This window comes from Rhabdochromatium marinum, assembly GCF_016583795.1.
GTDB lineage: Bacteria > Pseudomonadota > Gammaproteobacteria > Chromatiales > Chromatiaceae > Rhabdochromatium > Rhabdochromatium marinum.
This window is the reverse complement of the sequence record NZ_NRRS01000030.1, coordinates 1-24681: the sequence shown is the minus strand read 5'-3', so window position 1 is coordinate 24681 and position 24681 is coordinate 1. Positions and strand designations below refer to the sequence as shown.

Here is a 24681-nt window from a genome sequence, read left to right as displayed (position 1 = left end):
TGTGCGAGAATAAGCGTTAAGCGTCGTCGTAAATGACTTCCAGCGAGGGCTTAGCCACTTTCTGGACGCTGCACATATCTTCCGGTTTGGCCGGCTCCAGCACGACATCCCGGCCAACAGCGTCGCTGGCAAACAGCCCCAGCAGGTCTTCATGGGCCAGCGGCGTCGTACGCAGTGGCGGCGCGGCGGCCACTTGCTCGGCCAAGCCTTTGAACAAGCCCGCCCAGGGGCTGTCGAGCTTGCCGACAATCTGGTAGGCCGCGCTCTTGCGGCGGATATCGTCATCCTGCGGAATCTCAGCTAACACCGGCACGCCGACCTGCTCTGCGAAGCGCTGCGCCTCGCCCGTGCCGTCGTCCTTGTTGATGACCATGCCGGCCACGCCAACATTGCCACCGAGTCCGCGAAAATATTCCACCGCCGAACAGACATTGTTGGCCACATAGAGGGATTGCAGATCGTTGGAGCCGACCAGCATCACCTTTTGGCACATGTCGCGGGCGATGGGCAGACCGAAGCCACCACAGACCACGTCACCCAGGAAATCCAGCAGCACGTAGTCGAAATCCCAGTCATGAAAGCCCAGGTTTTCAAGCAGCTCGAAGCCGTGAATGATGCCGCGTCCGCCGCAACCACGCCCCACCTCGGGGCCACCCAACTCCATCGCGAAGACGCCATCACGCTTAAAGCAGACATCGCCAATCTCAACCGGCTCACCGGCGAGCTTTTTCTTGCTTGAAGTCTCGATAATGGTCGGACAGGAACGGCCGCCGAACAGCAGGGTGGCGGTGTCGCTTTTCGGATCGCAGCCGATCAGTAGCACCTTCTTGCCAAGCTGGGCAAACATATAGGACAGGTTGGCGAGCGTGAAACTCTTGCCGATGCCACCCTTGCCATAAATGGCAATAATCTCCGGGCGCTTGCTGCCGCCCGCGCCGCCCGCTTCGGAACCGGACGGGAATTGACCGTAATCTGACTGACCGGGTGCCTTAAACATCGACCTGCCTCCAGTCCAGAATCATCTTCAGACAGCTCGGATCGGAGAAGGCGGTGACATAAGCCTCCGCTGCCTGCTCAGCCGGCAGTCTGTGTGTAATCAGCCCATCGAAAGACAGGCGCCCGGATTCAAGCAGCGCCTTAACGGCGAGCAAATCGGGCTCTTTGAATTCAGCCGCCACCCGCAGCCGTAGCTGACGCATGAACGCTGGCGGGAAGTCAAACGACAGCGGGGCTTCGTAGAAGCCAGCCAGGACAATCTCGCCACCCGGCGCCAGACGTGCGATCAGGATGTCGAGCAACTTGCTGTCGCCGCTGACATCGCAGATGCAGCCATAGTCACGCCGTTCGTCGGACGCTGGATCAATCACCTGATAGCCGTCAGCTCCGACGAAGCGATCCGCGTTGCGCTCCCAGACCACTGGCGAGCCACCCTGTGCCACGGCGATGCGGGCCAGCAAGCGTCCCAGCACACCGTGACCAATGATCAGGTCCGGCTGCGGGCTGTGATCGCCGCTGACATGATAGGCCGTCGCGGCCAAGGCCATCAGCACGCCCTGCTCACCGTCATCAGCGGCCAGAGTCTCCGGCAGCGTCATCAGGCGCTGACCTGGTACCACCACGCGGGAAGACGCGCCACCGAACAGCCCCGCGACCTCGCCATAACAGCGTGCACCTGGGACAAACACCCGCTCGCCTACCTGACGACCGCTCTCGGCACCCGCCGACAGGATTTCGCCCACCGACTCGTAACCAGGAACCAGTGGATAGGACAGGCCAGGAAAAGGCGGCATCTGCCCGGACCAGAGCAAACGCTCGGTCCCGGTGCTGATGCCACTCCAGTGAATGCGCACGACACAATCAGCCGGGCTCGGCGGTGTCAGGTCTAAACGCCTGACCGCGAGCTGCTCGGGCTGTTCGAGAACGACCGCTAAGGTGTTCATGTCGCTGGACATAGTCACTGGAAAACTGATGAACCTAGTGGAAATCTCAGCTGGCCAGGAATCCAGCGCCGATCTTGCGAGGCGGCGAGGCGCTGGCAAACTGAGGAAACTAGGTGTCAGTCTAGCCTGACTGACAGATATGTCAAGCCTAATTTACACTTTGACTGTCAACCTGGCTTGGCAGTGATCACCCGGGTCTGCATGGGGCGGCGCGTCCGTCGCAGCTGCACCTTGGTAAACCCAGCCGCCTGGAGCATGGCCTTGAGTTCGCGCGGCGGGCGTGGGCGGCCGCTGCCCATAGCCAGCAAATAGAAGCCAAAGTAGGCATCGCCGATAGGTTCGGCGCCCGGCGTTTCGGCCATGGGCTCAGTCAGCAGCACAGTGCCGTGCGGCGGTAAAGCAGCGCGCGCGGCCCTGAGCATAACCATGGCTGCGTCATCGTCATGATCATGAATCACGCGCACAAAGGAAATAATGTCCGCCCCCGACGGCAGCGGATCGCGCAGAAGATCGCCGCCAAAGGTCTGGCTGCGCGCGCTCAAACCAAATTCACCCAAGCGCACCGCAGCCCGCTCAGCAACCGCTGGCAAATCGAACAGTTGCAGCTGCAAATGCGGCCAGCGTTGCCCGGCAGCGATGAGAAAATTCCCCTCGCCACCGCCGACATCCAGCAAGCAACGGTGAGACTTAAGCGCATAGGCGTCCAGGGTATCCTCAGCGACAAAGCCATGAGAGGCGGTCATCAGCTGACTGTAGGAAGCCACATCGCCGGCGTCCGCCGCATCCGGCGCTGCCCGCCCGGCATAGGCCCAGAAGCGCCCGAGTTCAGTCTCGGGGAGTTCGCCGCGCAGCAGCGCCAGCGGATCGGTCAGGTCGCGATAGAGCATGCGGTGATGACGCACCATGGCAGCAATGCCAGGATTGCCGAGCATAGCCGCACCATGTGGGCCAAGCCCAAAACGCCCGCCCGAGCGCCGCCGCAACAGCCGCAGCGACACCGCCGCACGCAGCAGGCGATCAGCCGCAGTGGGCGTTAAATCGACCTGCGCGGCCAACTCCTGCGGGCGCATGGGTCGCTCAGCGAGGCGCTCAAACAGTTCCAGACGCACGCAGGCGTCGAGAATTTGGGAATAGACAAAGCCAGCACAGAGATCAAATAGATCGCTGGCGCGCCGCTCGGCCACCGGTCGGGTGAGCGGAAAATCCGCCGCCCAGCGCTGAAACACCGGACTGGCCAGCAGTCGGTCGCGCGCGCCCTGCCAAGCATCGTTCACCCCATCGAGCCAAGCGCTCAACATGGCCAGGCTCCCTGCCCGACACGCCTGCGGACCAGGAAGGACATCACCTGTCTACGGCCCATCAGTCGAGTCGATCCGCCAGCTCAGCCGGCAGCAGGCGACGCATTTCCGCCCGCACCAAAGCCGCGAGTTGCTCACGTCCCGGACAGGGCGGAATGCCCTCCACCGCCGCGCCAACCAGTACGCGCAGGCGCTCCAGCGCCCCTTCCATGCCCAGCTCGGCCACAGCACTGGGCCGCCCGTGGGCCTGATCCTGCCCCATCGGCTTGCCCATGTCGTCCGCACTCACCGCCACATCGCGCAAATCGTCCGCTACCTGATAGGCCAGCCCCAGCTGCTCGCCAAAGGCATGCCAGGGCGCGGGATCCTGCCCGGCCGCTGCGGCGCCAGCTTCAGTGGCCGCAAAGAAGAGCGCGGCAGTTTTCTGGCGATGGTATTCCGTCAGCTCCACCTGAGGTTCGCACTCCCAGGCCTGTCCGGCGACAATGCCGGAGGCAATACCAATGGCACGGCCGATAATGGTGACCAGGCGGGCAGCCCGTTGCGGATGGCTGCCGGCATGCCAGGCCAGCAGCTCAAAGGCACGCACAATCAGCCCATCACCAACCAGCACCGCCAGGCGCTCCCCATAGGCGGCATGCACCGAGGGACGCCCGCGACGAGTGGCGGCATTATCAAAGCAGGGCAGATCATCATGCACCAGCGAGGCGCAATGCAGCAGCTCCAGCGCCGCCGCAGCGGCATCACTCAGCGTTGGGGCATCGTCACCACAGGCCAGGGCAACGGCCAGACACAGACGCGGGCGCACTCGCCCACCGCCGGGAAAGACCGCATGGCGGGCAGCGGCCTCCAATAAGGGTGGCGCGGCCTCGCCACCGCCTTGGGTTAGCGCCTGTTCGAGCGCCTGTTCAATTCGCGGCATCAAATCCATCCGGTTCCTTCGCTCCCCTCTGGTGGCTGTGGCGGCCACGGGCCTCGCCCGCCTAGTCTGATGTCAGTTTCGGCTAGTGACCGCGTCGCGGTGTCATGTAAGATAGACAGCGCTTGAAGGGGCGTCAATTCCATCGCCGCCGCCCGCCCCCGCCGCGCGTAATGGCTTCCCAGACTGCCGTTGGCCACAGCAATTAAACTATCTCAGTGGTACGTGTCTTTACATGATGAACCCTAACCGACCATCCGAGCGCGTCATTATCGTCGGCGCCGGCGTGGGCGGCTTGGCCGCAGCCATTGTTCTGGCAGCGCGCGGCCTGGACGTCGAGCTCTTCGAGCGCGCCCCAACGCCGGGCGGCAAATTGCGCGAGGCTGCTGTTGGCACTGCGCGTATTGATGCCGGTCCTACGGTATTTACTATGCGCTGGGTGTTCGAGGAGCTATTCGCCGCCGCAGGCACCTCGCTTGATGCGGAACTCGCGCTGACGCCCGCACAGATGCTCGCTCGCCACGCCTGGAGCCAAGATCAGCGCCTGGATCTGTTCGCGGATCTGCAGCGCTCCGCCGACGCCATCGGCCAGTTCGCCGGCGCGCGCGAAGCGCGGGGCTTTCTGCGCTTCAGTGCCGATGCGCGTAACATCTTCACCACCCTGAAAGATTCCTTCATCACCAACAGCCGCACCACGCCCGCCGGCCTCATGCAGCGCGTCGGCCTCGGCGGCCTCGGTGGCCTAATAAACATCAAGCCCTACTCCAAGCTCTGGCCGGTGCTGGGGAGCTATTTCAAAGACCCACGCCTGCGCCAACTCTTTGGCCGCTATGCTACCTACTGTGGCAGCTCGCCTTTCCTGTCGCCAGCCACCCTGATGCTGGTCGCCCATGTCGAGCAGGAGGGCGTCTGGCTGGTTGAGGGTGGCATGCATCAGTTGGCTCAAACCATGGCTCGGGTCGCCAGTCGCCTCGGCGTGCGCCTGCATTACTCAGCACCGGTGGCCGAGATCCTGATCGAGCACGGTCGCGCGGCCGGCATCCGCCTCGACAGCGGCGCCACCCACCAAGCCGACGCGGTGGTTATGAATGCCGACACCGCCGCACTCGGCGCTGGTCTGTTTGGCTCCCAGGCCGCGCGCGCCACCCCGGCTACTCCACCCCAGGCCCGCTCACTGTCTGCATTAACCTGGAGCCTGGTGGCCGAGACCACTGACTTTCCACTGGTACGCCACACGGTGTTTTTCTCACGCGATTACCCGGCGGAGTTTCGCGACCTGTTGCAGCGTCAACGCCTGCCGCACGAACCAACTGTGTATATCTGCGCTCAGGATCGCAGCGACCACGACACCGGCACTCCACCGCCGTCCGGCCCCGAGCGCCTGCTGTGCCTGGTTAATGCCCCGGCCACCGGGGATCATCACGACTTTACACCTGCGGAGATCAACGCATGCGCCGAGCGCACCTTCGCCCTGCTGGCCCGCTGTGGCTTGCAGGTGCGACAGCAGCCGGAATGGACTCAGATCACCTCGCCCACCCAGTTCAATCAGATGTTCCCGGCCAGCGGTGGCGCGCTCTATGGCCGCGCCTCCCACGGCTGGATGGCGTCTTTCAGTCGGCCGGGCGCGCGCAGCAAGCTGCCGGGGCTGTATCTGGCGGGGGGCACCACACATCCGGGGCCGGGTCTGCCGATGGCCACCCTGTCTGGACGCCTGGCAGCGGCGAGTCTGCTCGCGGACCGGCCTTCGACCAGCCGATCCCGTCCAACGGCTACCTCTGGTGGTACATCGACGCGCTGAGCGACGACGGTCTGCATGGCCTAACCATCATCGCCTTGCTCGGCAGCGTTTTCTCGCCCTACTACGCTTGGGCGCGGCAACGCGGTCCGGCCAACCCGGAGCATTTCTGTGCGCTCAATGCGGTGCTCTATGGCGCGCGCGGTAAGCGCTGGGCCATGACCGAGCGCGGCCCCAGGCAAGTGCAGCGCCAAGCCAGCGAGCTGAGCATCGGTCCCAGCCAGGTGCGCTGGGAAGGCGACGATCTGGTCATCGACATCCATGAGACCGCCGTGCCCATCCCCCAGCCCTTGCGCGGTCAGGTGCGCGTCCATCCCCAGACCCCGACTCGCCACATCGAACAGCTCGACCGTCAGGGGCGCCATCACTGGTGGCCAATCGCGCCTGATTCGCGCGTCAGTGTCAACCTGCGTCATCCGCGCCTGCGCTGGAGCGGCGACGGCTATCTCGACAGTAACTGGGGTTCGGAGCCGCTGGAGCAGGGCTTCATTGATTGGGACTGGTCGCGCGCCAAACGCCGTCATGGGGGCGCCACCGTGCTCTACGAGGCCAACCGTCGCGATGGCAGTCCGCTGTCACTGGCCTTGCAGGTCAATCGCGATGGCCAGGTGCAGCCGTTTGATCCGCCTGCACGCGCGCCGCTGTCCACCACCCGCGTGTGGCGCATTCCGCGCGCCACCCGCAGCGAGCATCCTGACACTGGCGAATCGCGCGCGCGCGTGATTGAAACCCTGGAAGATACGCCCTTTTATGCCCGCTCCACCGTGGCCACCCGCCTGCTGGGCGAATCCGTCACCGCCGTGCATGAAAGTCTGTCACTGGATCGATTCGCGCAGCGCTGGGTGCAGCTTCTACTCCCCTTTCGCATGCCGCGCGTGTCCTGACCGCCTGGACTCAAGCAGCGGATTAACAACGCATCAGCGAATCAACAGGGTGGGAATACGCGCCGCGCGCAGCAAGTCCGAGGTCTTGCTGCCAAACAACAGGGTACGCAGTGGCGAGTGGCCATAGGCGCCCATGATCAGCATGTCAATCTCGCGATCACGCACCGATTGGGCAATCACCCGCTCGGCATCGCCAGGGATGAGGTCAGCGGATGCGGTAAAGCCGGCCTGCTCCAAGGTGGCGCGTGCCCAGTCAAGCTGCTTGGCGCCATCACGGTTCGCCTTGCCGGACATCAGCAGATGCACCGGCAGATCGCGAAACAGCGAACTCCCAGCGACCAGTTCCACCCCGCGCCGGGTGATGCTACCCCCATCGAAGGCGATCATCACCTGACGCGGTTCACGAAACTGCTCGGTAACCGCCAGAATCGGTTTCTTCAGCGCCCGCACCACCCGCTCGACATTGCGTCCCAGATCGCGCTGCGTGGTCTCCGCCGACTCCCCCCGGCGCCCCAACACGAAAAGGCGCACCTGTGACTGCTGCTCAACCAGGGTTTCTTCAAGATCGCCGTAGCGCTGCCGCACATCCGGCGCCACCACCCCGGCCTGGAGCGCGCGCTGGCGCAAGGTATTGAGAAACACCCGTCCCTGCTCGCGCGCATCACGCCCGCGCGCGGCATCTTCTTCGGCCAGGGTTTCGAGCAAATGCTGCTGAGCATTGACCCCGATGGCGCCACTGCGATCGCGGCCATTGGCGACCTCAGGGTGCCGCGCCAGCAGATGCAGCAACTCCAAGGGCGCATTGAGCCGGCGCGCCGCCCAGGCCGCCGCGTCGGCCACGGTATCGGCATAGTGCGAGTGATCAACACATGCCAGGATTTTGTCTTCGTCGTTGTGCATGGAGAAAATCCCTTGCAAGTCAGTGATCCATCAGGCGCTCAACGGCATCGGGCTTGTCGTGCACCGCAAACTTATCAATCAGGGTGGCACTGGCCTCATTCAGACCGATCACCTCAACTTCAGTCCCCTCGCGGCGGAACTTAATCACCACCTTATCGAGCGCACTCACAGCGGTAATGTCCCAAAAATGCGCGCGACTGACATCAATACGGACTCGTTCAATCACTTCTTTGAAATCGAAGGACGCCACGAAACGATCCGCTGATGCAAAGAACACTTGTCCAGTGACCAGATAGGCACGGGTGCGACCTTCCTCCAGCGACACCGAGCTGATGTGCAGCACCTGCCCAACCTTGTGGGCAAAGAAGAACCCTGACAGCAGCACGCCCACCAGGACACCTTTTGCCAGGTCATGTGTGGCCACCACCACCACCACAGTCGCGATCATTACCACATTGGCCCCGAGCGGATGCTCACGCAGATTGCGGATTGAAGCCCAGTTGAAGGTGCCGATGGACACCATGATCATCACCGCCACCAGCGCCGCCATGGGAATTTGCGCCACCCAGTCGCCGGCAAACACCACCAACAGCAGCAAAAAGACGCCGGCCACCAGCGTGGACAGGCGCCCACGCCCGCCAGATTTCACATTAATCACCGACTGACCGATCATGGCGCAGCCGGCCATGCCGCCCAGACAGCCAGCCGCGACATTGGCCAGTCCCTGCCCCACGCATTCGCGATTCTTGTTGCTGCTGGAGTCGGTCAGATCATCAACGATGGTCGCCGTCATCAGCGACTCAAGCAGTCCAACCACTGCCAGGGTGACAGAGACCGGCAGGATAATCTGGAGCGTTTCCAGCGTCAGCGGAATGTCTGGCAACAGGAACACCGGCAGACTGTCGGGAAGGTGGCCCATATCACCTACGGTACGCACATCCAACCCCAGATACATGGTGACCCCGGTCAGCAGGAGAATGGTCACCAGGGGCGACGGGATCGCCTTAGTCAGCAGCGGAAACAGATAGATAATCGCCAGCCCGGCCACCACCAGAGCATAGACCTCCCAGGTCACCCCCTCGTGGGTCAGCTCCGGGAGCTGCGCCATAAAGATTAAAATCGCCAGGGCATTGACGAAACCAGTGACCACCGAGCGCGACACAAAGCGCATCAGATTGCCGAGGCGCAGCGCACCGGCCAGCATCTGCAGCACGCCAGTCAGCACAGTGGCTGCCAGTAGATACTGCAACCCGTGCTCCTTGACCAGCCCAATCATCAACAGCGCCATGGCCCCGGTAGCGGCAGAAATCATGCCCGGACGCGCGCCCACAAAGGCCGTTACCGTGGCAATACAGAAGGCCGCATAGAGCCCGACACGCGGATCCACACCCGCGATAATCGAAAAGGCGATCGCCTCGGGGATGAGCGCAAGCGCAACCACCAGGCCGGCAAGCAAATCATTGGGAATATTGGACAGCCAATCCTGGCGCAGGGATTTCATGGAGCGTCTAAAAGCCTTCGCAGAGCGATACCGGGTTGTGTTTTACAGTTCAGGAGACTTGGCACGGGATCAAGCCGGCTATCGCTGCCCATCACCGCCGTCGCCACACCCGTGGTCGCCTTGATGGTCCCCAAGCCATAACCGCGAATAGCTCCAACAACCTTGACGATCATCTCAGCCGTTCTTTGGGGTTAGCTAATCCCTTGGGTTAGATTATCACACGGAGCTTCACGCCCGTAACATTGGAGCGAGCAAGGCGAAGCACGGCCAGCATAAACACACCAACCGTCACTGGCGCATCCCTCATGGCATGGCGTGGCAGATCGCTTGGTTCAATTCCACCAACATGCGCTGTTACTGCTCTACAGCCGTTGGGAGTTGATGCGCCGTGAGTTGCCAAACCTCTCGGCCTACTAAATATTGGCTTTTTGTCACGTCACGTGACAGCTGTTTAGTGGCCTGTTATTCATCCGCACTGGGCGTGGACCCAAAGCGATCCGATGAGCCTGATCGATTTTTCCGGCAGGGTGGTGCAAAGTGGCGACAGGATTACCATTAACTTTTTCACGCCGATTGCACAGCTCAACAAAAAGGCATACTTGAATGAACCCGCCCTGGCGGAATACTGGCTAAAATCCGAGGAGGATGCGGCATGGGCGCATTTGCAACCGGACGGGTCGTGATTTTTCCGTTCCCTTTTTAAACCTCAGTGCTCGCAAATAGTGCCCTACGCTCCTTGCTGGCCGCCACTGGCCAAAGAAGGATTAAGTGGTTTCACAGAAACGTGGGGTCGCTGCCTTTGTTTGCTTTCCGGGTTGTGGCCACATTCCCAAGCGCCCGTTGCACCTCAAAATCGAGCAGAAAGTCAACCGCATCGTTTTAGAAAACCTGCTGATTTCCACCGATTAGGCCAGAAACCAGTAAACCTGGTTGTTGGCTCTACGCGCGTCACGCCAGCCGGCTCGGCCTCGAACCCAAGCCTAGCATCGCAATCAGAATGGTGAACCTTTACCAAAAAGCGAACACATAACCATAAGCCAGCCATCTTTCATTCCGCAAAAATAGACCAGGCAGGTATCTCCCCGTCACGCGCCTGACGCCATCTGGAAGGATTGACGCTCCGAGTATCGAGATAAACCGAGCCGTCACGCAATTTCGTTGTCCCGGTCAGGGTCGTAGTATAGGTTTCGGTGCGTCGACTTCCTGTTGTAGCGTTCACCCGGCTTCCCAGATAACTCCAATCGGGCTGCTCATGTTGATGCCCATTGAGCTGCGCGAACATCAAGTGGATAAACTGTATATCGCCTGTTTCGAGAAAGCGATAACAACCGACAAGATGCCATCCGCCATGTCCGTTGTGACTTTCTCCCCCTTTGCCAACGTTGATCGTTGTTTTGACCTCCAATCCAACGCCGCCGGGAGCACCTTCAGCGTAGATTAAGTCCGGATAGCGCTGATCGTGATTGTGTTTGTAGGGAGAACACTGATCAAAAGCATTCGTCAAGACATTCGAGACAAGGCCAGAAAAATTGTTTCCTTGAATCAGTGCTTGTAAAGGTTGGCCGATCTCTTGGCGCAGATTGCGGTTGATCCGGTAAATAATGGACTGGGCGAGGTTGGCTGCTGCATCGATATGTTGAATCTTTAAACCCAACGGCAAGGGCGTAGAGGGACGAAAAAAGCGCGCTTCGAGACGAGGAACCGACGCTTGCGCAATACCTTCATACGCCGCGATGATAAGCACCTGAACCTGGACATCAAGCGCTCGCGCCAAGGACTCCAGAACTTGCACACTGAAATTTTCCTTGCCGGTCTCGACACCCGAAAGGTACTGATAGCTGATGGCCGCCTTGGCCGCCAGAGCTTCAAGCGACAAACCCCTCTGCTCGCGGAGCGCTCGGATGCAGGCGCCGATGATCCTTTGTGCTTGCTTCATGGCCGGCTAGTTTACCGGCCCACTCTTTGACAGTCTTTCAACTATAGACGAAACTCTCCTCATGCCAAATCAAGAACTCTATCACGCTGACTGCTTTTGCTGGCTGCGCGATCAGCCGGCTAAGAGTATTCATGGCGTTTGCACTGACCCACCTTTCGGCATCGTCGAATTTCTCCCCAACGAGATGGCCAAGCTCCGCAGTGGCAAAGGCGGAGTATGGCGTCTGCCACCCACCATCGGGGGTAGTCAACGGGCGCCCCTGCCACGTTTTACAACCCTGACTACCAAAGATCGCGAACATGTCCAAACCTACTTTCGGGAATTCGGGAAAGCGCTCATCCCGGTGCTGATGCCGGGGGCTCATGTCTATCTGGCTGGAACCCCCATGCTGCAACATTTAGTGCAAGGAGGCATGGCCGAGGCTGGGTTTGAGGTGCGCGGCGCGATCATGCGCCTCTACCGAGGGTTTCGCGGCGGCGATCGCCCCAAACTGGCGGAAGCGGAATTCCCCGAGGTCTGCGTCACGCCACGCGGAGCCTATGAACCGTGGATGCTCTTCCGCAAACCAATTTCGGAAAAAACCGTGGCCGCAAACCTGCGTAAATGGGGGGTTGGCGCTTTGCGTCGCCTGAACGTCGATCAACCTTTCCCGGACATTATCCAGAGCGCAAAAACACCAACTGTAGAGGAGTCGATCTCGGATCATCCCACCATCAAACCGCAGCACTGGCTACGCTTGTTAGTTCGAAGCCTTTTACCCTTGGGCATTGGCCACATTTTAGATCCTTTCTGCGGTTCAGGATCGACCATTGCCGCCTGCCGGGCTGTGGGCTATGACGCGATTGGGATTGAAATCGATGACGAATACTTTTCCGCGCTCGAATATAATATTCGGAGACTCTCGATTCTGTATCCGCAATTCAAGGGAGCTGCCCTTAATTTACCCTCGGAAAATCAACAACGGATGCCTAATCAGGCGAAAACCCAACCTCAGATGAGCCTTTTCAATTAAAGGCTCCAATGGGATTGATTAAATATACCGTCCCGCGTGATTTTTTACTAGAAAGGAACCCTCGGAAGGGTGATGCATAATGAGGAAATGGATTCTACTGTGCGCCGTTCAATCCTGAACCGCAAACCACTGCCAGCTGAGTCCGCCACTGGCCTGCTGCAACAGGAGTAACAACGGCGGCAGCGGCGTCGCCTCGCCGGGGAAGACTTCTTCGATGGTCAGCGTCAGGCGTGCAAAGCCAGCTTGTCTGCGCCAGTCCCACTGCCAAGCCGGGTGACTTTGCCCGCAGGCTGCACATCGCAGCGGCGCTTGCGCTTGCCAACGGCCCTGCTGTAGCGATGCTGACCAGTCGGTGAGTGGCTTGCGGCAGTTTGGGCAGCGTGGTGGGCGGCTATTGCGTCCGTGCAAAAAGTGCGATTCCGGGCAGGGTGGGTTCAGGCGCAGATGGCAGCCCAAGGAGCCGGTTGTTGCATCCGCCGTATTGAGGTTGACGGCGCAGCCAGTAAAGGCCACATAATCAAAAAAGTGTGCGCCCGGAGCATAGCCCAGAGTGCCAGATGCGGCGGCTTGCAGTCGCTCCGGGGGGAGTGTTTCACCCAGCAAGCCGGCTTCGCTCAACGCCGCGCGCAGCGGTTCCCAAGGCGGTGCTTCAGTGGGATTCTCGGGTGCAAACAGCAGTCTTCCAGTATGCAGAGGCATGAAGCAATGACCAGAGGTTGTGACAAGCAAGTCGGGCAAATACAAGGAGCGCTAGCGATGACCCTCGCCGCCCTGGTGACGGTGATGGTGGCGCTGTTGCTGGCTATTCCGGCACGCGCGGCTGAGGAGACCAGCCCTGATGCCGGGCGGGTGCTGAGTCCAGCGATGAACAGCTATTATCTGGAGGCCGATCCAGATTTTTGGCGCGATACCTTCGAGCGCGATGGGCGCGAACTCTATGCTCAACGCCAGGCCATTGTGCAGGCACTTGATCTGCAACCCGGTCAAGTGGTGGCGGATGTTGGAGCGGGCAGCGGATTTTTCAGCCTGTTGTTTGCACAGGCGGTGGGGCCGACGGGCCGGGTCTATGCGGTCGATATTTCACAACCTTTTCTTGAGGCGATTGATGAACGCGCCACACAAGCGGACCTGAGCCAGATTACCACCGTGCACAATGATCAGCAGCATCTCGGCTTGCCGGACAACAGTGTCGACCTGGTCTTTACCGCCGACAGCTATCATCACTTTGAGTTTCCGCATGCGATGCTGGCTGCGATCAAGCAGGCGCTGCGTCCCGGTGGCATTCTGGCCATTATCGACTTCCGCACCGATCCGGCGGTTGCATCGGCCTGGACTCAGGGACATGTGCGCGCCGGGAAGGCGCAGGTCATCAAAGAGGTCGAGTCCGCCGGGTTTCGCCTGATGGATGACGCCGCCTGGTTGCACAAGAACTTTTTCCTGCGCTTCCGTGCCCCGTCACCGGATGCATAATCCGCGCTGCTTCAAATCCAGTCAAACCAATCACATTTAGCGAACAAAGCGCACTTAATGCGCCGACTCCACCTCGCCCTCAAGTTCATACACCGCCCCGCAATAGGGGCAGACCACGCGGCGATCTGGTGCCTGCTCAATCGGCAGATAGACACGCGGATGCAGGTTCCAGAGTTGATCTTCCGGGCGCGGGCAGCTGAGCGGTAAATCACCTGCCTGTACCTTAATCGGCGTTGGTTGCGACGGCTGTGCCCCAGCCAGGTTGTCCGGCGGGTTAGATGCGAAGGGAAGTTCAATGGTTTCCATAGGATTCAATCGGGCGTTGCTTCCTGTTGTATCGATATTCGCTGTGGCCTAAATCCAATGCAGCCAGTGGTCGTAGTTAGAGTCGCGGCCCTGGACGATAGCAAAATAACGGCTTTGTAGCTGTTCGGTGATCGGGCCGCGCCCACCTTGACCAATGACGCGCCCGTCCACCTCGCGAATCGGAGTGACTTCAGCCGCCGTACCGGTAAAGAAAGCCTCATCGGCAATATAGACTTCATCGCGAGTAATGCGCTTTTCCGTCACCCGCAGACCAAGTTCCTCGGCGAGTGTGATGACGGTTTTGCGGGTAATGCCATCGAGCGCTGAGGTGAGATCCGGCGTGAACAGCTCACCATCGCGCACCAGGAAAATGTTCTCCCCGCTGCCCTCCATCACATTGCCCTGAGTATCAAGCAGAATGGCTTCGTCATAGCCATCACGCAGGGCCTCTTGCAGCGCCATCATGGAGTTCATGTAGTTGCCATTGGCCTTGGCCCGGCACATGGTCACATTGACATGATGGCGGGTAAAGGAGGACACCCGCACCCGAATGCCGTGCTTAATGTTGTCCTCACCCAAATAAGAGCCCCAGTCCCAGGCAGCAACAATTACATGCACTTGCAGGTTGTCGGCACGCAGTCCCATGCCCTCGGAGCCGTAGAAGGCCATTGGACGAATGTAGGCCGAGGACAGGTTATTTTCACTCACCGCAAGGCGCTGGGCTTCGTTTAGGGTGTCGCGGTCATAGGGCAGCTGCATGCCCAGGATATGCGCGGAATTAAACAGCCGCTCGGTGTGCTCGGGTAGGCGGAAAATCGCCGGGCCGCGTTCAGTGGCATACGCCCGCACCCCCTCGAAGACGCCCATGCCATAGTGCAATGTGTGGGTCAGAACATGGGTCTGGGCGTCGCGCCAGGGCACCAGTTCGCCGTTATACCAAATCACGCCGTCGCGGTCGGCCATGCTCATGTGTTGATGTCTCCAGTTGTCAATTCGCACCAGCGGCTGCATCCAGCCTGGGATCAGCGATGCTGATCCTCCATCAGGCTGTCCCAGCATTGCACCACCTGCTGGCGCTCGCTGACCAGTTGATCGTTGTTTACGCACCCGGGCGCATCGCGTAACGCATTGCGATGATAGGCCGCGCGCAGGGATTTATAGGCCTGGGTGAGCACGGCAGCCGTATCCTCAGGCAGCAGATCGAGCCGGTTGAGCGTTTCCAGCAGACGGATATTATCCGTCCAGTCGGTCAGCTCCGGGTAGCGCGCCGCCCACCGCAGCACTGCGTATTGAACCATAAACTCGATGTCGGCAATACCGCCACGCCCCTGCTTGAGGTCAAATTGCTGCGCATGGCTCTGATCGAGAGTGGCGCGCATTTTGGCGCGCATCTCACGCACCTTGGTGCGAATCTGCTCCGGGTCGCGCTCCAGGCACAGAATTTCGCGCCGTACGGCGGCAAAGCGTTGTGCCAGGCGCGGGTCACCGGCGACCGGTCGGGCGCGCACCAGCGCCTGATGTTCCCAGGCCCAGGCCTCGTGGCGCTGATAGCTGGCGAAGGAATCAAGCGCGCGCGCGATCATCCCCTTCTGCCCATCCGGGCGCAGGCGCATATCGATGTCATACAGAACCCCGGAGTAGGTCGGCGTAGTCATGATATGAATCAGCCGCTGGCCGAGGCGAATATAGAACTGCGCAGCCGTGACGGGACGCTCGCCATCGGTGGCTTCCAGCGCATCCTCGCCATCATAGAGAAACACCAGATCCAGATCGGAGTGATAGCCCAGTTCCAGGCCACCGAGCTTGCCGTAACCCAACACTAAAAAACCGTTGTGCTGGCGATCGCGACCCGCCGGAACGCCATGGCGTGCCTGCAAGCCATCCCAGGCCAGGCTGAGACTGCGTGCGACCGCAACCTCTGCGATTTCAGTCAAATAGTCGCTGACCACCATCAGCTCAATGGCACCGGTGATGTCGGCGGCGGCCACCCGCAGCTGATTGCCCTGGGCGAATTGGCGCAAACGCTCCATGCGTTGTTCCAGATCATCGGCGCCAAGCGGTGCCAGCAGGGCATCCAGTTCGGCGTCCAAGTCCGCGCGCCGCAGTGGGGCGAACAGGCGCCGGGCGTCGAGCAGTTCGTCCAGCAGCACCGGCGCCCGTGCGGTGCGTTCGCTAAACCAGGGGCTCATGGCGCACAGCTGCGTCAGTTGGCGCAGGGCATCCGGACGCTCAACCAGCAGGGACAGATAGGCGGTGCGCCCCAGCACGGCTTCCAGCACATGGAGCACCCGATCCAGAGTGACATCCAGAGTCAGCGCCTGCTCAGCGCTGTTGGCGGTGCTGACATCGCTGGCCGTGAGCTGATCGAGCAGACGCGGCATCAGGCATTGCAGCCGCTCCAGCGCCAGCTGCCCCAGACCTTTGCGTTGCACGCTCTGGCGGAATTGTTCCAGGCGCTGCCAGGCATGTTCCGGGTCACGAAACCCGGCCCGACTGAGCGTGGCGCTCGCCTCGGCTGGTTCCGGTGGCTCGTTCCATAGCTCGCCTAAGCCCTGGTCAGCGCCTGATTCGGCCTGATCGGGCTCGGCAAAGATAGCATCGAAATGCTGCTGCACCTTCTCGCGATGCGTCCTGAGCTGCGCCAGAAAGCTGGCCCGATCGGGAAACTCCAGTGTGTGAGCGAGGCGCTCCAGTTCGGCATCGCGGGTGGGCAGGCTATGGGTCTGGCGATCCGCCCAGGCTTGCAGGCGATTTTCCGTGCGGCGCAAAAAGCGATACGCGGCAGTCAATTCGGCCACCACCTCGGCGTCCAGCAGCCCCTTGTGCATCAGCTGCTGGAGCACCTGCAAAATTGCCCGACATTGCAGCTCCGGCTCACGCCCACCGCGAATGAGCTGAAACGACTGACCGATGAATTCGATCTCGCGAATACCGCCGGGGCCGAGCTTGATATTATCGGCCATACCCTTGCGCCTGACCTCCTGATCAATCAGGCGCTTGAGATGGCGCAGCGAATCAATGGCCCCAAAGTCGAGATAGCGCCGATAGACGAAGGGGCGCAACATGGCCATGAGTTCCGCGCCGGCCTGGGGCGGCCCGGCGATGACCCGCGCCTTGATCATGGCGTAGCGTTCCCACTCCCGCGCATGGGCGTGGTAATAGGCTTCGAGCGCATCAAAGTGCATGGCCAGCGGGCCGGCGTCGCCGAAGGGTCGCAAGCGGGCATCGACGCGAAACACAAAGCCCTCGGGAGTCTGAGCATCCAGGGCCTTGATCAGGCGCTGACACAGGCGGGTGAAGAACTGCTCATTGCTCAGCGCGCGTGGACCGCCCTGTACCTCGCCCTTGCTGGGGTAGGCAAAGATCAGATCAATATCCGAGGACAGATTCAGCTCACCGGCGCCCAGTTTCCCCATGCCCAGCACCAGCAGGCGCTGCGGCACCCCGTCGGCATCGTGCGGCTCGCCAAGTTCGGCCTGCAGCCAGGGTTCAAGCCGCGCCAGGCTGTGGCAAACGCAGGCCTCCGCCAATGCACTGAGATCGGCCAGGGTTTCATCCAGATCGGCCCAACCGGCCAGATCGCGCCAGATGATGCGCATCATCTGGGTGCGGCGCAGCTGGCGCAGCGCGATGCCCAGGGTCTCTTCGTCGCTGACCTCCGCCAGTGCCTGTTGCAGCCTGGTGTTGATGGTGGCAGCGCCATCGTTGCGCGTCAGGGCATCGCTGGTGAGCAGTTCGGCCAGGGCTTGCGGATGGCGTGCGGCACTCAGGGCGACATATTCGCTGCCTGCCCATACGCGCTCGCGCGCCTGATGGAATTCCGGCGTATCCGGCACCCGGACGCCAGCCTGTGCAGCCCAGGCGAGCCAGTCCTGCCAGTGGTTCTCGTTGGGACTCGAAGCGACTGCGGTACTCATAGATCGGACTCTTGCGGAACTGCGGACCCGGCGGTGCGGAAACGCTCAAAACGCGCCAGAATCTCCGGCGCAGTCGGCGTGCTCAGCCGGCTGGTCACCACAATCGCCATAGTGGCCGCGATCACACCGGGAACAATCTCATAAAGATCAAACAGACCGCCTTCAAGTAGTTTCCATCCCACCACCACCAGACCGCCAGTGATGATGCCGGCCAATGCACCGGCACGCGTCATGCCCTGCCAGTACAACGACAGCACCAGCACTGGACCGAAGGCGGCGCCGAAACCGGCCCAGGCATACGCCACCAGGCCCAGCACCGTGTTGTCGGGTTCCAGCGCCAACAGCAGTGCAATCAGCGCCAGCAGCACCACCGCGAGGCGTCCGACCAGCACCACCTCACCAGGCTCAGCGTTGCGGCGGATGAGCTGACGGTAAAGGTCTTCGGTCAGCGCCGAGGAGGACACCAGCAGCTGTGAATCAGCCGTGCTCATAATGGCCGCCAGAATGGCGGCTAGCAGGATTCCGGCAATGACCGGATGAAAGAGCGTCTCGACCAGCACCATGAAAATGGTCTCGGCATCGGCCAGCTCGCCGCCCAGATGGCCATCCACCCAGGCCAGTCCTGCGAGTCCGACCAAAATGGCGCCCCCCAGGCTGAGCGCGCTCCAGGTCACAGCAATGCGCCGTGCCATTGGCACCGCTTGCTGATCGCGAATGCCAGCAAAACGCGCCAGAATATGCGGCTGACCGAAATAGCCCAGTCCCCAGGCGGCCAGAGAGGCAATCGCAATCCAGCCCAGCGGCTCGCCATCGTTGTCGGTCCAGAGCGAAAACAGGTGCGGATGGTCCGCCACCAGCGTGCTATGCATGGCAGAGAAGCCACCGTCGGCCTGCACCACCATCACCGGCACCAGCAGCAAGGCTGCCAACATCAGCAATCCCTGCACCAGATCAGTCCAGGAAACCGCCAGAAAACCACCGCTCAGGGTGTAGGACATGATGACCAGGGCACCAATGGTGGTGGCGATGCGCGCATCCAGTCCAAACAGGGTTTCAAACAACTTGCCCCCGGCCACCAGGCCCGAGCTGGTATAAAACAGGAAGAACAATAAAATAAACAGCGCTGCAATCACCTGCAAGACGTGCTTGGAATCGCCAAAACGATTAGCCAGAAATTCCGGGATGGTTAAGGCATCATTAGCTTCCTGGGTGAATTGCCGCAGAGGACGGGCGACCATTAGCCAGTTGAGATACGTGCCGAGCAGCAGTCCACCGGCCAGCCAGACCGATTGCATACCGGAGGTGAACGCCAGCCCAGGCAAGCCAAGTAACAGCCAGCCGCTCATGTCCGAGGCACTGGCCGAGAGCGCCGCCGGCCAGGGGCCAAGCTGGCGTCCGCCGAGGAAATAATCCGCCGAGTCATGGGTACGGCGATAGGCCCAGACTCCAATACCGATCATCACCAGCAGGTAGAGAACAAAGGTCGCCGCCACGGAAAATTGCATGGGTTCCTGCATCAGCCCGCCCTGTGCTTGTTAAGCTTAGATCAGCGGTATCCAGCCCCTGAAGCTGACCGCCCACCAGGTCGCAGCATGCCCCGTTCGGCGGCGGCCTTGCAAGTCAGTTGCGTGACAGAGAAGCCGATGACCACCAGCGAAACCCCTGTAATCGCCAACGCGAAGAACTTTCGCCAGCAGATTTTGAACCCGGCCGATGGGGTTTTTCTGTTTCATGCTCGCGCAATTGAGCGCCTGATTCAGGAACAACTGGGCGCGCAGGCTTCGGAAGTGTCGATTCCCGACCTGCCCTACTATTTAATGCGCCGCGAAGACTTTCTGTTTGGTCTGGAAACAGAAAATCCTGAAGCCTTGTCTGTAATTGAGGGCCTGAAACTGCCGCACTATGTGCTGCTGTTGCCCTCGCCGCGCACCCCGGGGATTGATGGCCTGGGCTTTCGGCGGCTGCGCCATGACTACTGGGCACGCACTTTCGAGGCCGAAGTCGCCCGTCACTGGCAGCTGGCGCGCGACCGGGAAACTGAGGCAGCTGACGAGCCAGCCCAGAATCAGAAGCAGGCTCACAAATCTGACTTCAGCGCCCAACGGTTGCGCGCGCTGGTTGGTCCGCACGGCTTTGCCGAATTGCGAAGCGTGCTGGACCGCGATGGTCTCATTCTGCCCATCTGGGATGACAACCTGATCTGCCGTGCCTTCATCGCCCGGGTGGTGCGTCTGCGCTATTTCGCTCCCGGTGCGCGGGCTTTTTATTTTCCTGCCGTGCAGGATTGGGCGCGCATCGACACTTGGCTGACCGCCAGCGGGCTGCATCTTCCACCGCCGCCCAGTCTGGCAGCCGACACCGTGCCTGCCTGGTCATCGCATGACCCCGCCTTACCGCAACTGCTGCACAAAACCCGGCCTAACGCCGGAGATGCTGCGCTCGAACCCCTACCCTTGCTCCCAGGCGGATTAACGCGCGGCGAACGCGACCCAGACTATGCCGCAGCCCAGCAAGCGATTCACGCCGCAGCCGCGCGGCGCCATCAGGTGGCACAGGCACGTCAGGCCGCCGCGCCACCACCGGCAGCGGTGCCCCAGGCGTTTGAGGCACGCTGTCGCGCGGCCTTGCATGAAGCCGTGCGCATCAGGCCGAAACGGGCCTTTGCGGCCCGCTTTTGGGACCATTTCAGTGCCCGCCTAAGTCGCCTGATAGGGCGAATCGTGTTTGCACCCAGCCTAGAGTATTTGCAAAATCGCCCCCGGCAGCAGCCTTCCGGTGTCTGGCTGGAGGCCGGACTCAGCCTGTTGCGCCATGCCATGGCTGCCGCCGTGCGCAACGAAAGGCGCGGTCGCTTTGCCTGTGCGCTGGTGCATCTGGCGGATGCGCGCCGTCTGCTGCTGCGTCTCATGCAATTCTGCGGCGATTCTGCCAGCGATCTGTGCCAGACCCTAGCCGCACACGAAGCCGATTGTGAACAGAGTCTGGCCGCTGAATTGGCCGCCAAGCTGGCTTTGCGACCCGAGGCGGCTAAACAACTCGACGCGCTAGTGCAGCGTCTGGCCGCCGAGGACCGCGGTCTCAGCGCCTCGCCGGTGGCGCGCGCGGTCTTAAGCCAACTGGAGCAGGTGCTGGGCGAAACGCGCGATGATTACTACCGGCTGCGGCTCTGGGGCTGGATGCGCAGTCGCGGGCAGATACGCCTGCGCGAAATGCTGCCATTTCAGGCGCCGCTGCACTGTCTGCGCTCCCTGCAAATTGCGCGCGTGCGCATCGACGATCTTGACTGGCCGCTGCACGAACTGGAAGTTTTTGCCAAGTTGCTGGAGCAGATGCGCACGGCCCTGAGCCAGCGACTCGAAGCGCAACTGATGCCGCGCTTGACGCACGCACTGCGTCAGGCCGACTTTGTGCCGCGTAATCATCGTGAACGCGTAGCCGAGCACAAAATGCGCTGCGAACTTCTCGATGTCATCAAGCAGCGCCGGCAACTGAAGTTTACCGACGTGCGCGACATTGTGGCGCGCAATGTGTTGCGTTTGCCCGATTCAACCCTGGAGGAATTTTATCGCGGCGACCGCCTGCGCCGCTTCGATCACACCGCCGCACAGGCGCTGCCCGGGGTTTACCGCCCCGGTGAAATTTACATCAAAGGCTTGCAGCAGCTCTCGGCCCCCTTGTTTGGCACCCGTGCCGGGCGTGCTGTCCTACGCCATGTTCTGGTGCCCTTTGGCGTCACCTATTTGGTGCTGAAAAGCATTGGCCTGATTCTGCATCTGTTCCCGGAGGTCGAGCCGAGCTTTCATCTGGCCACGCCGCTGACTGTCACCGCCGGTGGTACCCTGGCCAACCTGGTCATACACACCGATATCGGTCGCCATGTGCTGCACGCCATCTGGCATGGCAGCCGGGCGCTGTTCGATTTTCTGGTGATCCAGGCTCCCTGGCACCTGCTGGCCTGGCCGCCGCTGTCCGGGCTGCTCGGTACCGGCCTGATTCGCGGTCTGGCGCGGCATTTCATTCAGCCGTTATTGTTCGGCATTCTGCCGCTCACACCCATCATTGCGCTGGCAGTGCTGGTTGAGGAAGTTCCGATTAAACCCGGTTTCTGGCTGCTGGCACTGGCCTTTGCGCTGGGCACTCTGGCGCGCAATACGCCGGCCGGGCGACGCTTTATCGACAATCTGGTAACACACCTGAGCCAGTTGCAACGTCGCATCAATCAAACTCTGGTGTTGGGACTGATTCAGCATCTGCTGTATCTGTTCAAGGAGGCCACCCGACGTATTGCCCAAGCGCTGCACCGGGTGGAAGAAGCACTCACACATCATTTGCAGGAACCGCTCGGTGGCTTGCTGCTGAAAGCCCTGGCGGCGCCACTCTGGGCCTTTGCCGAGGCCCTGTTACAGTTCTACATCACAGTGCTGGTGGAGCCGCAGATCAATCCGGTTAAGCATTTTCCAATCGTTACCATTGGCCATAAGTTAATGCTGCCGTTTTTACCGGGCATCACGGCGCTGATGCTGGAGATGAGTGACTCCATTCTGCCGGGACTGATTGGAATTCCACTGATTACCCTAACCGTGGTGCTACTACCAGGGCTCTTTGGTTTTGTGGTGTGGGAATTAAAAGAGAACTGGAAGCTGTATCAGGCCAATCACAGTGCCGCCTTGCGCGGTGTCGATGCACAGGGCATTGCAACGCTGGCGCTCGAACCGGCGGTTATCGGCAGCCATGGCGAAACCATGCGCGGCATTCTGTATCGGGGCTTTCACAGTGGCGCTCTGCCGAAAGCCTATGATCGCGTGCGAGCGGTTATCGAGCAACAGCTGCGCGATCAAAGCCTGTACCCACGCAAAGTTCGGGTATGTGAACGGCGCCTGCGCGCAATTGAGCACTCGATTCGGGTGTTCATTGACCGCGAGCTGTCCTTTGCTTTACGCGAGCGCTGTCGCACGCCCGATTGCGCCCTGAGCCGCGTTGCAACCCAGGCTCCAGAATTGGCCACTAACCTGATTGAACTGAAACTGCTGCTGTATGCCCAGTCACCCGCCACTGTCACCGAGCCGCACCAGTGTCCCCAGGTGAACAATCCGGTTGCACTGCACATCGAGATCTTTCGTCAAAAGCGTGACATTCTGCTGCGGGTGTCTTCGCACGGCGACGCCGGGCTCATTGCCCCAAGCTGTTGGGCAATGATTCTGGAGGATTTGCGCGTCTTTGCCGGTCGCGCCGATGCGCGCTTTGAACCCAGTGCGTCACTGGTGCGTCGGGCACGGCTACACTCCCTTCAGTGCTGCTGCAAACCTGCGAAACACGACGTGCAAAAAAAAACCTTTCCCTCCATCCCAAGTACTCATGGTTCGCTCATTTTAGGGGCTGCATCATCGGATTCCACACACAGGTCTTGATAAACGCTCGCTGGGAATCCGCTCAGGTCAAGAATGCGCGACTGCACTCTGTTTAAACCGCGTCTAACCTGGAGTACGTAGTTTTTTCCTCTTGGTCGAGGGCGATCTTTACCCACAGGCGAGCCGCTACTTCAAAGACGTTGCGGTTGATGTTCTTGGCGAATTGATGCACGCGTTGAACCAACGCTTCAGCCGTTGCATGGCAGTGGTGATCCTAGAAAGAGCAGATGCTCGCCTGCCATAATCGGCTAACCGACTGAAATATTAGCTGAAGGAGGCGCTGATGAACGAATTATCCGCTCACCCTACGGGTGAAGGTTCGAAGCAGGCGCTGGTGCCGCACGCCGGCCCCATTCCCGTGACGACCTTTGGTGGTCGTGTGCACGTAGAATGGGACCCTCAGGCCGCCGTCACGCCGTTTGGTCAATTACCGTTCTTTATCGACTTCCTGCATGTGAGCGGGGTCTTTGATGCTTGGGTCGAGAGTTGCCCCCTTCAGCTCAAGAGCCCCAATGCCCCGGAGAACCGCGAGATTCTGGGAACGCTGTTACTCTCGTTGCTGGCGGGACACCAGCGTTATGCGCATATCAATGCCCTACGCAGTGACGGGGTCAATCCGCTGCTGCTGGGCATTAGCCAAGTCATGAGCGAAGATTCGATTCGTCGCAACCTCAAGAAGATCGAGGAAACCCTCGGCGTCAAATGGCTTCAAGACCATTTGGAATACGGCGTCAATCCATTATTGCGCGAACCCTGGATACTCGACATGGATGTCACTATCAAGCCGCTTTATGGTCACCAGGAGGGCGCGGAGAAAGGCTATAACCCGCACAAACCCGGACGTCCGTCTCATACCTATCACACCTATTTCGTTGCCGGCTTGCGTCTCATTCTTGACGTCGAGGTCAAGCCCGGCAATCAGAACGCCTCGAAATACAGTGCCCCGGGATTGTGGGAACTGCTGGATCGGCTGCCGCGTCCGCTGTGGCCATCGCTGATCCGCGGCGATCGTGACTGGGGCACCGAAGCCAACATGGCCCGCGCCGAACAGGAAGGGGTGCCGTTGCTGTTCAAGCTGCGCTTGAGCAAGGGCGTCAAGCAAAGCATTGAGCGGCTAATGCGCGAGGCCGACTGGTGCGAGGCCGGCCAGGGCTGGGAAGGGGCGGAGACCCCGCTGCGCCTCCAGGGCTGGGGGCGGCATCGCCGCGCCATTGTGCTGCGGCGGCGGATCAAAGGCGACTTAGCGGTGGTCGATGAGCGCAACCCCGATCAATTACAACTGAGCTTCGCGGAATTGGTCGAGGAGACGGTGGTCTATGAATACGCCGTGCTGATCACCTCGCTGGCTCATGAGATTCTCACCGTCGCGCAGCTCTATCGCGACCGCGCGGATGC

Annotated in this window: 19 protein-coding genes; 7 read left to right on the top strand and 12 right to left on the bottom strand. The window is 60.8% G+C overall.

What is annotated here, in order from left to right:
- Nucleotides 1-16: 16 nt before the first annotated feature.
- The 4 genes from CKO36_RS10350 to CKO36_RS10335 form a co-directional block, all read right to left on the bottom strand.
- Entirely contained in the window at nt 17-997 is a 981-nt protein-coding gene (locus CKO36_RS10350) for a chlorophyllide a reductase iron protein subunit X (protein WP_207161443.1), read from the bottom strand.
- Nucleotides 990-1940: a chlorophyll synthesis pathway protein BchC gene (bchC, locus tag CKO36_RS10345; RefSeq protein WP_242469522.1), complete on the bottom strand. Its 951-nt coding sequence runs from the start codon at nt 1938-1940 to the stop codon at nt 990-992. Before bchC ends, CKO36_RS10350 begins: the two co-directional genes overlap by 8 nt.
- A gap of 167 nt (nt 1941-2107) precedes the next feature.
- Nucleotides 2108-3238 carry a methyltransferase gene (locus CKO36_RS10340; RefSeq protein WP_200283980.1) on the bottom strand — a complete coding sequence of 377 codons (1131 nt, stop codon included), beginning with the start codon at nt 3236-3238 and terminating at the stop codon, nt 2108-2110.
- A gap of 61 nt (nt 3239-3299) precedes the next feature.
- On the bottom strand, nt 3300-4169 hold the full coding sequence (locus CKO36_RS10335) for a polyprenyl synthetase family protein (RefSeq protein ID WP_200283979.1): 870 nt from the start codon (nt 4167-4169) through the stop codon (nt 3300-3302).
- Between the two features lie 223 nt (nt 4170-4392).
- Here CKO36_RS10335 and crtD point away from each other — a divergent pair, with 223 nt between their 5' ends.
- A complete protein-coding gene (gene crtD, locus CKO36_RS10330) occupies nt 4393-5955 on the top strand; it encodes a 1-hydroxycarotenoid 3,4-desaturase CrtD (protein WP_242469521.1) in 1563 nt (520 codons plus the stop codon).
- A 35-nt stretch (nt 5956-5990) separates the two neighbouring features.
- A complete protein-coding gene (locus tag CKO36_RS10325; protein WP_242469520.1) occupies nt 5991-6836 on the top strand; it encodes a carotenoid 1,2-hydratase in 846 nt (281 codons plus the stop codon).
- Between the two features lie 33 nt (nt 6837-6869).
- On the opposite strand, the gene CKO36_RS10320 is transcribed toward CKO36_RS10325, so the two are convergent.
- Nucleotides 6870-7736, bottom strand: a complete 867-nt coding sequence (locus CKO36_RS10320) for a universal stress protein (RefSeq protein ID WP_200283978.1) — start codon at nt 7734-7736, stop codon at nt 6870-6872.
- A 19-nt stretch (nt 7737-7755) separates the two neighbouring features.
- The gene (locus CKO36_RS10315) at nt 7756-9237 is read right to left on the bottom strand and encodes a SulP family inorganic anion transporter (protein ID WP_200283977.1); all 1482 of its coding nucleotides are present in this window, start codon (nt 9235-9237) and stop codon (nt 7756-7758) included.
- A gap of 500 nt (nt 9238-9737) precedes the next feature.
- Between CKO36_RS10315 and CKO36_RS10310 the strand changes: the two genes are divergently transcribed.
- Nucleotides 9738-9920: a hypothetical protein gene (locus CKO36_RS10310; protein WP_200283976.1), complete on the top strand. Its 183-nt coding sequence runs from the start codon at nt 9738-9740 to the stop codon at nt 9918-9920.
- A gap of 365 nt (nt 9921-10285) precedes the next feature.
- Here CKO36_RS10310 and CKO36_RS10305 read toward each other — a convergent pair whose 3' ends face one another.
- Nucleotides 10286-11173 carry a helix-turn-helix domain-containing protein gene (locus CKO36_RS10305; RefSeq protein ID WP_200283975.1) on the bottom strand — a complete coding sequence of 296 codons (888 nt, stop codon included), beginning with the start codon at nt 11171-11173 and terminating at the stop codon, nt 10286-10288.
- A gap of 61 nt (nt 11174-11234) precedes the next feature.
- Between CKO36_RS10305 and CKO36_RS10300 the strand changes: the two genes are divergently transcribed.
- Nucleotides 11235-12185 (top strand): DNA-methyltransferase, encoded by a 951-nt coding sequence (locus CKO36_RS10300; RefSeq protein WP_200283974.1) that lies wholly within the window; start codon nt 11235-11237, stop codon nt 12183-12185.
- A gap of 108 nt (nt 12186-12293) precedes the next feature.
- Here the strand turns inward: CKO36_RS10300 and CKO36_RS10295 are convergent, their stop codons facing one another.
- Nucleotides 12294-12884, bottom strand: a complete 591-nt coding sequence (locus tag CKO36_RS10295; RefSeq protein WP_200283973.1) for a hypothetical protein — start codon at nt 12882-12884, stop codon at nt 12294-12296.
- A gap of 57 nt (nt 12885-12941) precedes the next feature.
- On the opposite strand from CKO36_RS10295, the gene CKO36_RS10290 reads away from it, so the two are divergent.
- On the top strand, nt 12942-13655 hold the full coding sequence (locus tag CKO36_RS10290; protein ID WP_200283972.1) for a class I SAM-dependent methyltransferase: 714 nt from the start codon (nt 12942-12944) through the stop codon (nt 13653-13655).
- A gap of 54 nt (nt 13656-13709) precedes the next feature.
- On the opposite strand, the gene CKO36_RS10285 is transcribed toward CKO36_RS10290, so the two are convergent.
- From CKO36_RS10285 to putP, 4 genes are read right to left on the bottom strand one after another with little or no spacing between them, the layout of a single operon-like run.
- Nucleotides 13710-13961: a zinc-finger domain-containing protein gene (locus CKO36_RS10285; protein WP_200283971.1), complete on the bottom strand. Its 252-nt coding sequence runs from the start codon at nt 13959-13961 to the stop codon at nt 13710-13712.
- Between the two features lie 48 nt (nt 13962-14009).
- The gene (locus tag CKO36_RS10280; protein ID WP_200283970.1) at nt 14010-14930 is read right to left on the bottom strand and encodes a branched-chain amino acid transaminase; all 921 of its coding nucleotides are present in this window, start codon (nt 14928-14930) and stop codon (nt 14010-14012) included.
- A 53-nt stretch (nt 14931-14983) separates the two neighbouring features.
- The gene (gene glnE, locus CKO36_RS10275) at nt 14984-17878 is read right to left on the bottom strand and encodes a bifunctional [glutamate--ammonia ligase]-adenylyl-L-tyrosine phosphorylase/[glutamate--ammonia-ligase] adenylyltransferase (protein ID WP_200283969.1); all 2895 of its coding nucleotides are present in this window, start codon (nt 17876-17878) and stop codon (nt 14984-14986) included.
- On the bottom strand, nt 17875-19383 hold the full coding sequence (gene putP, locus CKO36_RS10270; protein ID WP_200283968.1) for a sodium/proline symporter PutP: 1509 nt from the start codon (nt 19381-19383) through the stop codon (nt 17875-17877). Before putP ends, glnE begins: the two co-directional genes overlap by 4 nt.
- A gap of 138 nt (nt 19384-19521) precedes the next feature.
- Here putP and CKO36_RS10265 point away from each other — a divergent pair, with 138 nt between their 5' ends.
- Together CKO36_RS10265 and CKO36_RS10260 are read left to right on the top strand one after the other, a co-directional pair.
- On the top strand, nt 19522-23286 hold the full coding sequence (locus CKO36_RS10265) for a sulfite exporter TauE/SafE family protein (RefSeq protein ID WP_200283967.1): 3765 nt from the start codon (nt 19522-19524) through the stop codon (nt 23284-23286).
- A 283-nt stretch (nt 23287-23569) separates the two neighbouring features.
- Nucleotides 23570-24681, top strand: a 1112-nt coding sequence (locus tag CKO36_RS10260) for a transposase (RefSeq protein WP_242469519.1), incomplete at its 3' end; no start/stop codon positions are given.